The 11211-nt window shown below is 41.4% G+C and carries 14 protein-coding genes; 2 read left to right on the top strand and 12 right to left on the bottom strand.

Features of this window, described 5'->3' with window-relative positions:
- Positions 1-10 precede the first annotated feature (10 nt).
- From mgtE to L0Z67_RS14765, 12 genes are all read right to left on the bottom strand, one after another.
- Positions 11-1369, bottom strand: a complete 1359-nt coding sequence (gene mgtE, locus L0Z67_RS14820) for a magnesium transporter (RefSeq protein WP_062568551.1) — start codon at positions 1367-1369, stop codon at positions 11-13.
- Between the two features lie 209 nt (positions 1370-1578).
- Positions 1579-1851 (bottom strand): HPr family phosphocarrier protein, encoded by a 273-nt coding sequence (locus L0Z67_RS14815; RefSeq protein ID WP_062568552.1) that lies wholly within the window; start codon positions 1849-1851, stop codon positions 1579-1581.
- A gap of 13 nt (positions 1852-1864) precedes the next feature.
- Positions 1865-2710, bottom strand: coding sequence for an RNase adapter RapZ (gene rapZ / locus L0Z67_RS14810; protein WP_062568553.1), 846 nt, complete (start codon positions 2708-2710; stop codon positions 1865-1867).
- On the bottom strand, positions 2711-3163 hold the full coding sequence (gene ptsN, locus L0Z67_RS14805) for a PTS IIA-like nitrogen regulatory protein PtsN (protein WP_062568554.1): 453 nt from the start codon (positions 3161-3163) through the stop codon (positions 2711-2713).
- A gap of 3 nt (positions 3164-3166) precedes the next feature.
- The gene (gene hpf, locus L0Z67_RS14800) at positions 3167-3454 is read right to left on the bottom strand and encodes a ribosome hibernation promoting factor (RefSeq protein WP_062568555.1); all 288 of its coding nucleotides are present in this window, start codon (positions 3452-3454) and stop codon (positions 3167-3169) included.
- A 26-nt stretch (positions 3455-3480) separates the two neighbouring features.
- Positions 3481-4980 carry an RNA polymerase factor sigma-54 gene (locus L0Z67_RS14795; RefSeq protein ID WP_062568556.1) on the bottom strand — a complete coding sequence of 500 codons (1500 nt, stop codon included), beginning with the start codon at positions 4978-4980 and terminating at the stop codon, positions 3481-3483.
- A 108-nt stretch (positions 4981-5088) separates the two neighbouring features.
- The gene (lptB, locus tag L0Z67_RS14790) at positions 5089-5814 is read right to left on the bottom strand and encodes an LPS export ABC transporter ATP-binding protein (RefSeq protein WP_062568557.1); all 726 of its coding nucleotides are present in this window, start codon (positions 5812-5814) and stop codon (positions 5089-5091) included.
- Positions 5811-6332, bottom strand: a complete 522-nt coding sequence (gene lptA / locus L0Z67_RS14785; protein ID WP_062568558.1) for a lipopolysaccharide transport periplasmic protein LptA — start codon at positions 6330-6332, stop codon at positions 5811-5813. The genes lptB and lptA overlap by 4 nt, the downstream gene beginning before the upstream one ends.
- Positions 6322-6876 (bottom strand): LPS export ABC transporter periplasmic protein LptC, encoded by a 555-nt coding sequence (gene lptC, locus L0Z67_RS14780; RefSeq protein WP_062568559.1) that lies wholly within the window; start codon positions 6874-6876, stop codon positions 6322-6324. The genes lptA and lptC overlap by 11 nt, the downstream gene beginning before the upstream one ends.
- On the bottom strand, positions 6873-7424 hold the full coding sequence (kdsC, locus tag L0Z67_RS14775; RefSeq protein WP_405128195.1) for a 3-deoxy-manno-octulosonate-8-phosphatase KdsC: 552 nt from the start codon (positions 7422-7424) through the stop codon (positions 6873-6875). The genes lptC and kdsC overlap by 4 nt, the downstream gene beginning before the upstream one ends.
- A gap of 2 nt (positions 7425-7426) precedes the next feature.
- Positions 7427-8398 (bottom strand): KpsF/GutQ family sugar-phosphate isomerase, encoded by a 972-nt coding sequence (locus tag L0Z67_RS14770; protein ID WP_062568561.1) that lies wholly within the window; start codon positions 8396-8398, stop codon positions 7427-7429.
- Positions 8399-8401: 3 nt separating this feature from the next.
- Entirely contained in the window at positions 8402-9373 is a 972-nt protein-coding gene (locus L0Z67_RS14765; RefSeq protein WP_193987852.1) for a calcium/sodium antiporter, read from the bottom strand.
- Between the two features lie 246 nt (positions 9374-9619).
- Here L0Z67_RS14765 and L0Z67_RS14760 point away from each other — a divergent pair, with 246 nt between their 5' ends.
- Together L0Z67_RS14760 and mlaE are read left to right on the top strand one after the other, a co-directional pair.
- A complete protein-coding gene (locus L0Z67_RS14760) occupies positions 9620-10438 on the top strand; it encodes an ATP-binding cassette domain-containing protein (protein WP_083515295.1) in 819 nt (272 codons plus the stop codon).
- On the top strand, positions 10431-11210 hold the full coding sequence (gene mlaE, locus L0Z67_RS14755) for a lipid asymmetry maintenance ABC transporter permease subunit MlaE (RefSeq protein WP_062568564.1): 780 nt from the start codon (positions 10431-10433) through the stop codon (positions 11208-11210). The genes L0Z67_RS14760 and mlaE overlap by 8 nt, the downstream gene beginning before the upstream one ends.
- The last annotated feature ends 1 nt before the right edge of the window (position 11211 follow it).

The raw sequence follows: 11211 nt of genomic DNA, 5'->3' as shown, positions 1-11211 counted from the left end.
CGTTTTTATATTAAATTAATAACCAGGTTGCGGTGCCTAAAAAGGCAAAAATGCCCACAATATCGGTGACGGTGGTCAGCACGACACTGCCTGCAAGAGCAGGGTCAATTTTCATTTTCTTTAAGATCAAAGGAATGCTCGCACCAGCAATACCTGCTGCAACGAGATTCATAAACATCGCAAAGGCAAGCACCGCACCGAGCTTAAAGTCCCACTGCCAGAGTGCGACAACACCGGCGATTAATATCGACCAAATAACACCATTTAGCGCCCCAATCGCGAGTTCTTTGAGTAATAAAAAGCGTTGGTTGGTTTGATTAATATGGCCAACGGCTATACCACGAATAACTAAAGTAAGTGTTTGGCTACCAGCAACTCCCCCCATTGAAGGCACAATTCCATTAAGTACCGCAAGGATTGGTAAGATTGCTAAGGTGTTTTCAAAGAAGCTTGCAACGATGGCAGCTAACAATGCGGTTAATAGGTTCACCCCAAGCCAAATAGAGCGACGCTGCGAGCTTTTCAGAACGGGTGCAAAGGTGTCTTCTTCATCATCAAGACCCGCAAGGCTAAGCATGCTATGCTCTGCATCTTCACGAATGACGTCAACGATGTCATCGATGGTTATACGACCAAGCAAGTGGGCGTTATCATCCACAACAGGCGCTGAAATCCAGTTATGACGCTCGAATAGTTGAGCAACATCACTTTCGTCCATCGAAATGAGAATAGACTCACATTCTTCATCCATTAAATCGCGAACAATTTTGTCTGATGGGCTGGTTAAAAGTGTTGTTAATGACAAGGCACCTAAAAAGCAATTATGTTTATCAACCACGTACAGATCATCTGTACCTTCAGGTAGCTCACCACGTAGACGTAAATAACGCAGTACAACGTCTAATGTGACATCGGGGCGAATAGTGACGGTATCACTATTCATTAGTGCGCCTGCAGAGCGCTCCTGATAAGAAAGTGCTTGGGTCGCTCTTTCTCTATCTTGCGTATCCATAGCCCCGACAACATCTTGATAAACAGTATCAGGTAAGCTACGAAGTACTTCACCTAAGTCATCATCGTCCATGTCCTCAGTTGCGGCGGCAATATGCTCAGGTTCCATCTGGGCAATAATGCCAAGGCGTACATCTTCTGAAAGCTCTTCAAGTACGTCACCACGTACATCTGGATCAACGAGTTGCCACAACATGCGGCGGATTTTATGAGGTGATGACTCAAGTAACAGTGCTGTATCGCAAGGTGCTGTTTTAGCTAGCATACCGCGCACTTGAACAAATTGACCACTATTAAGTGACTTGGTCACCTGTTTAAGTTGTTGTAGTGGGTAATCTTGTTCAAAGGCTTCTGGCATTGGCGTCCTTACAACTAAAAAGTGAGCTCTGGCTAAATAAATACAGCATAGTTGCACAATAATAAATTTGCTGAGTTATCGTTTAAAGCAACCATTATATTAAGAATATTTGTTATATAAGATGAACGAATGACTTAAAAGTAAGATATTTAAGAGGAATTTAAATACCTAAGTTAAGTTTAACGCAAATCTTTCGTGCTTAGCAAATGCTATTCTTGCTCATGAAAGCGTTGTGCTATTAATTCACCTATTGCATTAAGTGCAGCAGTTGCATCAGGGCCTTCGCATACAACGCGTACTTCTTTACCTTGGCTGCTTTCTAATAACATTAGAGCAAGTACACTGTCACCTTCAGCTTCTTTGTCATCTTGATATAACATAATTTTAGCATCAAATTGAAGTGCAAGTTGTGCAAGTACAGTTGCTGCCCGAGCGTGTAAGCCAAGTTTGTTTTGAATTAAAAACGTATTTTCAGCATACATGTTAAAGCCCTTATTATAAGTCTTGCTCACGATGGCGAATTTTTACATTCGCATGGCTTTTCGCGAAACTTTCACCAATCGTCTGTGCTAAGTAAACCGAGCGATGCTGTCCACCTGTGCAGCCAATTGCGATCGTTAAATAGCTGCGGTTATTACGTTCAAGGTGTGGTAACCACGTTTGCACAAAGGTTTGAATCTGCCAAGTAAATTTTTGCACTATGCTATGGCTTGCAAGGTAATCTTTAACTGGTTGGTCGAGACCCGTAAGTGGCTTAAGATCTGGCTCCCAGTGTGGGTTTGGTAAAAAGCGTGCATCAAATACATAGTCAGCTTCTTTCGGGATACCATGCTTAAAGCCAAATGACATAAAGGTAATAATAAGCTTTTTGTCTTTTTTACCGAGAATCTTCTCACGAATTGACTCTGCTAGCTGATGTACACTTAAATCCGTTGTGTCGATCATAAAGTCGGCGCGGGTAATTAGTACATCGAGCAGTATTTTTTCTTGCTTAATTGCTAAATCGAGTGGTAAAGAATCTAAAGAAAGCGGATGTAAACGTCTTGTCTCAGAGAAACGTCTAATGAGTGTTTGATCATCACTATCAAGGTAAAATAAGGTTGGATTGGCGAAACCTGGCAAGTATTCAAGAATATCATTAAATTCTTGTTGCTCTTTTGGCAGGTTACGTACGTCGATACTGACTGCTATTTTGTCGTAATTATCAGAGACGCTGCGCACTAGCGAAGGTAATAGGTTTACAGGAATATTATCAACGCAATAATAACCAAGATCCTCAAGGACTCGTAAAGCGACTGATTTACCTGAGCCAGAACGGCCACTGATAATAATTAATTCCATTTATGCCTCTGATGCAATAACTTGAAACAGTTCCTGATCGGTTTTAGCGCTGCGTAACTGTTTACAAAATTCTTTGTCTTTTAGTCTATCAGCAATTGTTGATAAGGTCTTTAAATGAAGTTGGCAGTCTCCATCAGGTACGATGAGTGCAACAAAAATATCAACAGGGCGGTTGTCAATTGCGTCAAAGTTAATTGGAGATTCGCTCACTATAATAAACGCATGCGGTTTATCAGCACCTGACATACGACCATGCGGAATAGCAATACCTCTACCAATTCCTGTGCTCCCCAATTTTTCTCGATTGAGTAAAGCATTAAGAATATCTTGCTGCGATAGATGAGGAAGCTGCTCATGAGCGAGTTCGCTGATAAATTCGAGAATTCTTTTTTTGCTATTAAAAAGGACCGCAGCTTTGCTGCAGTCCTGGCTAGTAAGTGAACTAAGTTTCATAATTTAGTGTCGAGCTAATTTCTCTTTGTGTTTAATTACTTGGCGATCAAGCTTATCAATTAGCGAGTCGATGGCCGCGTACATATCTTGATGCTCTGTAGAGGCAAACAGTTCGCCTCCGTTTACATGTAAAGTTGCTTCTGCTTTTTGACTTAATTTTTCTACGTCTAAAATGACATGAACATTATTAATATGATCAAAATGCCTTTCTAGTTTCGCAAACTTGGTGTTTACATAGTCTTTTAATGAATCTGTGATTTCTACATGACGACCAGTTAGGTTTAGTTGCATAAGCATTTTCCTTCTATGTAAAACGTCTAAATCAAGCTTTTACGCTGATTAGACGGCGGTATTGCTAGAGACTCTCGGTATTTTGCAATTGTACGTCTAGCTACTTTAATTCCTTGCTCAGCCAATATATCTGCAATCTTACTATCACTCAATGGCTTCGCTGAGTTTTCTGCGGCAATAAGCTTTTTGATTAAAGCGCGTATTGCCGTTGATGAACACTCGCCACCATTTTCTGTGCTGACGTGGCTTGAGAAGAAATATTTCAACTCAAAAATACCCCTTGGGGTATGCATATATTTTTGCGTTGTAACCCGTGAAATCGTCGATTCATGCATTTCGACCATTTCAGCGACATCATTTAGCACCATCGGTTTCATCGCCTCAGGGCCGTGTTCAAAGAAAGCCTGTTGTTGTTGAACAATACAGTTCGTTACTTTTAATAAAGTATCATTCCGGCTCTCTAAGCTTTTAATAAACCACTTAGCTTCTTGCAGATGAGAGCGAATAAACTGACTGTCGCTGCTTGATTTTACAGAGCGTGACATAGCCGCATATTGGCTATTCACTCTGATCTTTGGCATACAGTCAGGGTTAAGCTCAACGACCCAACGACCTTTTACTTTTTTTACTGATACGTCGGGTATGACGTATTCAGACTCTTCACGTACGATGCTATCCGCGGGCTTAGGGTTCAAGCTATGGATAAGCGTCATGACTTCTTTTAGCTCGTTTTCTTTAAGCTTAGTCTTTTTCATCAAAGTACGATAGTCGCGACTTGCTAATAATTCGATGTGCTCAGATAAAACCATTTTAGTTTCAGCCAAATAAGGTGTATCTGCATCGAATTGACGAAGTTGAATACATAGGCACTCTTGTAAACTGCGAGCACCAATGCCGACAGGATCAAATAGCTGTATTCTTTTTAGGACCGCTTCGACTTCATCAAGTTCTATTTCTTCTTCTTCATCATCGTTTTGATTAAAGCTTTCAACAATATCCTCACAACTGACGGTTAAAATACCTGAGTCATCAATAGCTTCGACTATAGCAACAGCAATTGCTTCATCAGTTGGACTAAATGGGGTCAACTGTAGTTGCCACATCAGATATTCGTGGAGAGTTTCGGTTGACGCACCTTGATAAATAGACTCATCTTCTGGCATTGGCCCTGAAGAGGTTGAAGGAGCTGCACTCATGTACTCATCCCACGTGACGTCCATTGCTAGGTCGTCACTAACGGTATCTTTATTGAGTGCATCACTGCTTTCTTGCTCGTACTCACTTGGTGCTTCTTCTGCCGTAGCAGTGACTTGTGAATCATCAGAGTCAGATTTTTGTTCGTTTTTACCGATTGCGTCTTCACTGTAATCCGCTTCTTCCACTTCAAGTAGAGGATTACTATCAAGCGCTTCTTGTATTTCTTGCTGGAGATCCAATGTACTAAGTTGCAATAAGCGAATGGCTTGTTGCAGTTGTGGAGTCATTGTAAGTTGCTGGCCCATGCGCAGCTGTAATGATTGCCTCATGTATCCCTAACAATCCTTTTAAATCATTTATTGATACTACTTTGAGTCAATATCAATATGTTGTCATTATTGTAAGTCTAGCAGATGCTCTAGTCGGTGGTGTATTGGTTACAACCTGAATTGCTCGCCTAGATAAACATCGCGTACGGTTTGGTCTGCTAATACGTGTTCAGGCGTGCCTGATGCAATTAGCTCCCCATGAGAAACAATGTAGGCTTTTTCACAAACATCAAGGGTTTCTCGAACATTATGGTCAGTTATTAGTACACCGATACCACGGTTTTTCAAATGCTCTATAATTTTCTTTATATCTAACACTGAAATTGGATCAACACCAGCAAAAGGCTCATCTAGCAGAATAAATTTTGGATCTGCGGCTAATGCTCGCGCGATTTCAACACGGCGACGCTCGCCTCCTGATAGCGCCATACCTTGGCTATCTCGAATGTGCTGAATACTAAATTCATCAAGCAGGTTATTGAGTGTTTCTTCTCGTTGCTGTTTTTTAAGATCTTTACGTGTTTCAAGAATCGCCATCAGGTTTTGGTAGACCGTCAACTTTCTAAAAATGGATGATTCTTGGGGTAAATAGCCAATACCTAATCGAGCGCGATTGTGCATGGGTAATAAAGTGATGTCGTTGTCATCAATACTAATTTTACCTTTGTCGCTTGGCACTAGCCCTACAATCATGTAGAAGGTGGTGGTTTTACCTGCACCATTAGGGCCTAGTAGGCCAACAATACTGCCAGCTTCGACTTCTAGTCCCACATTTTTGACAACTTGGCGGCCTTTATAGCTCTTTGCTAACAGCTCTGCTTTTAATGTACTCATGGCTGGCCTTTATCATCTTTTTTATTATCAACAGGCACTAAGATTGTATGCACACGATCCGTTGAATTTTCGTCTTTTTCAGCACTAATGAGTTGTTGTTCCATGTCGTAAGTTATACTTTTTGCACTGACTTTTTGCCCTGCTTGTGTCACTTGTGCATCGCCAACTAAGGTGAGTAAACGCTTTGCTACATCGTAACGTACTTCGTCTGCACTGGCGCTCATAACCGTGCCATCTTCTTGTTTTTCTTCAAAGTAGGCTGGCTTACCAGTGGCAATGATAAGTGAAACAGTACCATCAACCTCACCAGCATGTGCTTCTAGGCGATCTGCGGTAATACGACGATTACCATGGGTTATTTCTACATTTTCTTCAAAAATCCCGACACCATTTTTTAACTGACCTACTTGGCGATCTGAGCTAATGCTGATAGGAGTACCCGCTTGGTCTGCAGCAGCGCTTGAAAACGCAATCAATAAGCTTGGGATTAGAAGTAATTTTTTAAGTTTATTGGTCATAGTATATGGTTCGTGTATGGTTAGTTAACTCGACGATTTCGGCTTTTAAATCAGCTTTTAAACCTTTACCGGTAATCTTTAAGTTTGGGCCTGTTAATGTAACAGGTTGTTTTGAGTACATGGTCATTTTTTCAATATCAACATTGATATTTTCTGCGTTGATATCTTCAATCATGCCATTATGAGTTAGATTTTTTGCAACAACGTCACCTTCAAAAATAAGTTGATCGTTTTCGTACAAGGTAGCCTCTTTTGCTTTCACCTGCCAAACCTGTTGATCTCCATAAATGGTAAAAATAGGTTGCTCAAAAAAAGTAAATCCTAATTGTTGGTATAGCTCCATTTTAGCCGCAGCGACTTTATGGCTGATGTTACCTTGCTCATCATACGCCGTTTGCTTTAGCGCAATGGCGGTGTAATCCGGTGTTGCGATTATCTCGTCTTCACTGTTTATTGCGCCTGTTGGTTGGCTAAAGTACGGATACCATAACCAGATCATGCAACAAACAAAAACAATACTCAGTAAAATACGGGCTATATTCATGCGCTGGTTCCATCAGTTGTTAACGCTTTCGCGTTTTCCAGCATTAATAAATCAGTCAGCTCTCGCACAGCACCAAACCCTCCGGGTAACATGGTGGTGTAATGAGCGAGTCTTTTTATAAGTGGGTGAGCATCGTTTACAGCAATCGCAAAGCCTACTTTTTCCATGACAGGTAAATCAGGGCCATCATCACCGATATAGGCTATTTGCTCATCGCTCAAAGTCAGTTTGTCTTTTAATTCTTGATACGCAATAAGCTTGTTTTCTTGACCTTGATAGATGTGTTGTACTGTTAGGCTAGTCATGCGTTGCTGAACTATTTGTGAATGCCGCCCTGTAATAACCGCAACCTCAAAACCACTATTTATTAATGCTTTAATACCAAAGCCATCTTTGGTATTAAACGCTTTGAGTTCTTCACCGTTATTTCCTAAGTAAATACGGCCATCAGAGAAAACGCCATCAATATCGCAAATGAGTAGTTTTATTTTCTGAGCACGTTGGCTTACATCGGTGCTTAATGGCTGATAAAGCTCGGCAAACGTCATCTTTAAAGTACCCCTGCTTTTAAAAGGTCTTGCATATTAAGTGCGCCAATAGGTGTATTACTTTCATCGATTATTATTAAACCGTTAATGCGTTTTCGTTCCATAATATTCAATGCTTCCGCAGCGAGCATATCAGCATGTGCGGTGGTGCATGAGCGCGTCATTACTTGGCTAATCGATGTGTTATGAATATCGACACGTTGCTCTAAAATACGGCGTAAATCACCGTCAGTAAACAGACCTGCAAGCTTTTTGTTTTCATCGACAATGGCTGTCATACCGAGGCCTTTGGCTGACATTTCTATTAGTGCATCTTTAACACTTTGGGATTCGGTAACGATAGGTGTGGCACTGCCGGTATGCATGACGTCTTCAAGGCTCAGTAATAAGCGCTTACCTAGGCTCCCCCCAGGGTGAGATAAAGCAAAGTCATCGGCAGTAAAACCGCGCGCTTCGAGTAGGGCAACGGCTATCGCATCGCCCATAACTAATGTCGCAGTGGTGCTGGCAGTCGGGGCGAGGCCCAATGGACACGCTTCTTGGCTAACTTTGATGCACACATGGACATCCGATAGCTTCCCCATAGTTGAGTTAGGGTTACCTGTTAGAGATATCATTTTTGCACCAATACGCTTAATAACAGGAATAATACCAAGCACTTCACTGGTTTCACCTGAATTTGAAATGCACATCACAACATCTTCACGTGTGATCATACCTAAATCACCATGACTCGCTTCACCTGGGTGAACAAAAAATGCAGGGGTGCCTGTACTTGCTAATGTAGCGGCTATTTTGTTGCCGATATGGCCTGATTTACCCATACCTATGACAATAATACGACCTGTGCAATGAAACATTAATTGGCAAGCATGTTCGAAATCAGCATTGATATACTGTTCAATTTCTCTTAATGCTTGCGCTTCAACTTCAAGAACTCGCTTACCTTGCGCAATAAAGCTTTGCTGCGTCATTTGTTATCCTATTTGACTGAAAATATAGCCTTGGTATGCAATAAATGCGACTAACAATAAACCACCTTCAATTCTATTGATACGACGAGCACCTCTTAAGTTCAATGACATGGCGATTAAAGCAATGGTTGCGCCAATCATAATCAAAGCATCTCGGTTAGCCGCTGAAGGGTCGATGATTGATGGGTTGATAATCCCTGCAAGAGGCAGTACCGCCAATAGGTTGAATAAGTTTGAGCCAACAATGTTACCTAAGGCTAAATCATCTTCATTTTTTAGTACCCCGGCAATACAGGCTGCTAGTTCAGGTAAACTGGTGCCAATAGCAATGATGGTTAACCCAATCACTAAGTCGCTTAAGCCAAAGTATTTTGCAATATCTACTGCCGAACCAACCAGAAAGTGTGAACTGATAGGAAGAAGGATCATACCCACGACAAGCCAAAACAAAGCTGAGCCTGTAGAAACATTATCAGGGATATCTTCACACGCTTCAGAAACGAAAGGGTCATCCGCTTGGTTTTTATCTCTTAAAGAAATAATAACTAAGCCTGCAATAAAAACAATAAAGCCAATAAGGAGCGCAACACCCTCAGCAAATGAGAAGAAGTTATCAGAGAATATGTACCAAGAAGCCACCGACACTAATAGTACTAATGGCATCTCACGTTTGAGTGTTGTTGAAGAAACAGATAAAGGCCTTAACAGTGCTGTAATACCTAATACTAGTAAGATATTAGTAATATTAGAGCCAACAGCATTCCCTACCGCGGTATCTGTTTTGCCTGCAAGGGCTGCTGATGCTGACACCATCATTTCGGGTGCCGATGAACCCATGGCAACAACCGTAAGGCCAATGATTAGGGTTGGGATCCCCATGTTTTTTGCCAGTGCCGCTGCCCCGTAAACAAAACGGTCTGCACTCCATACAAGTGCGGCAAAACCGATAATTAAAATGACAAAAGAAGTCACCATTTTTATACGCCAATATTACTTAAACAGATGGCTGCAAATAGTAACAAAAGCAAACCTGAAAGTATAAGTAAAAGAATAGACTGAATGTTTTAAATGGGTGTTTTTTGGAAACTAAATTTAAGCGTGTATTAAGTTCGACATTTCTAGCATAGATTATTTTGATAGAAAATATTACAAAATTTTACGATTTGTTTTTTCCATCTTGACTAAAAAACCCTTAAAATGGCAAAACTAGTGAAAAAAGTTATGGAGAGCGACTTGTCGCAATCAATAGTAGAAATCAAGGATGTAACCTTTTCACGGGGCGATAGAATCATATATAAAAATATGACTTTTAACATTCCGAAAGGCAAAATTACCGCTATTATGGGACCAAGCGGCATTGGTAAAACCACCATGTTACGCTTAATTGGTGGCCAACTTAAGCCTGACGCGGGTGACATTTTATTCGAAGGGCAGAGTATCCCTAATATGTCACGCAAGGCACTTTATGCTGCCCGTACAAAAATGAGCATGTTATTTCAAAGTGGCGCTTTGTTCACTGATATGACTGTATTTGATAACATTGCTTTTCCCTTACGTGAACACACGCAACTCAGTGAAGACTTAATTCGTCTTGTCGTGTTAATGAAACTACAAGCCGTTGGTTTACGTGGTGCACAAGATTTGATGCCATCTGAGTTATCGGGTGGTATGGCAAGGCGTGCTGCACTAGCGCGTTCTATTGCACTTGATCCTGAACTCATTATGTATGATGAGCCTTTTGCTGGCCAAGATCCTATTTCGATGGGGGTGTTAGTGAAACTCATAAAATCACTTAATCAGGTGCTCGGTTTATCCTCTTTAATTGTGACACATGATGTCACTGAAGTTTTAAGCATTGCAGACCATGTTATTATAATTGCTGAACAAGGGGTGATAGGCGAAGGCTCCCCTGAGCAAATGCAGAACCACGAGTCTGAATTAGTACAACAATTCTTAAAAGGTTTGTCTGATGGCCCCGTGCCTTTTCATTACCCTGCTCCTGAATACAGTGAAGAGTTATTAGGAGTGCGCAATGTTTGATCTTTTGCAAAAGCTAGGACATAAAACCTTAGGGCGTTTTGCGGCACTGGGTCGTTCTACACAAATGTTATTTGGCGCCTTAGTCAATAAGCCGAACTTTAAAAAGGGCACGCCTTTACTTATACGTCAGTTGTATATGGTGGGGTCGCAATCGCTGCTTATTATTATGGTGTCAGGCTTATTTATAGGCATGGTACTTGCGCTCCAAGGCTACACTGTATTAGTTGGTTATGGTGCTGAGGACAGTTTAGGTCCATTGGTTGCACTTAGCCTATTGCGTGAGCTTGGGCCTGTGGTTACAGCACTGCTTTTTGCCGGTCGAGCGGGAAGTGCTTTAACGGCGGAAATCGGTCTAATGAAAGCAACCGAGCAACTATCGAGTCTAGAGATGATGGCAATTGATCCGCTCAAGCGAATTATTGCACCCCGATTCTGGGCTGGCTTCATTAGTATGCCCATATTGGCACTTATCTTTTCTGCGGTAGCTATTATAGGCGCTCATTTAGTGGGTGTTGATTGGCTTGGTGTTGACTCGGGTAGCTTCTGGTCAATCATGCAATCGCAGGTGTCGTTTCAACAAGATATCGTAAACGGCATGATTAAAAGTTTTGTTTTTGCCATGATCGTGACTTGGATTGCTCTTTATAAAGGGTATGACTGCATCCCAACCTCAGAAGGGATAAGCAAAGCCACAACAGAAACCGTTGTGCACTCGTCACTGGCAGTATTAGGTTTTGACTTTATTTTAACAGCGGTAATGTTTACCAGCTAAT

It is taken from the genome of Pseudoalteromonas sp. PB2-1, assembly GCF_045040605.1.
In the GTDB taxonomy this organism is placed as follows: Bacteria; Pseudomonadota; Gammaproteobacteria; order Enterobacterales; family Alteromonadaceae; genus Pseudoalteromonas; species Pseudoalteromonas arabiensis.
This window is presented reverse-complemented; position numbering and strand designations above follow the sequence as displayed.

Excerpts from the sequence above, each read along its gene's own strand:
- kdsC (WP_405128195.1), bottom strand. The coding sequence starts at position 7,424 with ATGACGTTTGCCGAGCTTTATCAGCCATTAAGCACCGATGTAAGCCAA.
- L0Z67_RS14770 (WP_062568561.1), bottom strand. The coding sequence starts at position 8,398 with ATGACGCAGCAAAGCTTTATTGCGCAAGGTAAGCGAGTTCTTGAAGTT.
- rapZ (WP_062568553.1), bottom strand. The coding sequence starts at position 2,710 with ATGGAATTAATTATTATCAGTGGCCGTTCTGGCTCAGGTAAATCAGTC.
- mlaE (WP_062568564.1), top strand. The coding sequence starts at position 10,431 with ATGTTTGATCTTTTGCAAAAGCTAGGACATAAAACCTTAGGGCGTTTT.
- L0Z67_RS14760 (WP_083515295.1), top strand. The coding sequence starts at position 9,620 with ATGGAGAGCGACTTGTCGCAATCAATAGTAGAAATCAAGGATGTAACC.
- L0Z67_RS14765 (WP_193987852.1), bottom strand. The coding sequence starts at position 9,373 with ATGGTGACTTCTTTTGTCATTTTAATTATCGGTTTTGCCGCACTTGTA.
- mgtE (WP_062568551.1), bottom strand. The coding sequence starts at position 1,369 with ATGCCAGAAGCCTTTGAACAAGATTACCCACTACAACAACTTAAACAG.
- L0Z67_RS14815 (WP_062568552.1), bottom strand. The coding sequence starts at position 1,851 with ATGTATGCTGAAAATACGTTTTTAATTCAAAACAAACTTGGCTTACAC.
- hpf (WP_062568555.1), bottom strand. The coding sequence starts at position 3,454 with ATGCAACTAAACCTAACTGGTCGTCATGTAGAAATCACAGATTCATTA.
- ptsN (WP_062568554.1), bottom strand. The coding sequence starts at position 3,163 with ATGAAACTTAGTTCACTTACTAGCCAGGACTGCAGCAAAGCTGCGGTC.
- L0Z67_RS14795 (WP_062568556.1), bottom strand. The coding sequence starts at position 4,980 with ATGAGGCAATCATTACAGCTGCGCATGGGCCAGCAACTTACAATGACT.
- lptA (WP_062568558.1), bottom strand. The coding sequence starts at position 6,332 with ATGACCAATAAACTTAAAAAATTACTTCTAATCCCAAGCTTATTGATT.
- lptC (WP_062568559.1), bottom strand. The coding sequence starts at position 6,876 with ATGAATATAGCCCGTATTTTACTGAGTATTGTTTTTGTTTGTTGCATG.
- lptB (WP_062568557.1), bottom strand. The coding sequence starts at position 5,814 with ATGAGTACATTAAAAGCAGAGCTGTTAGCAAAGAGCTATAAAGGCCGC.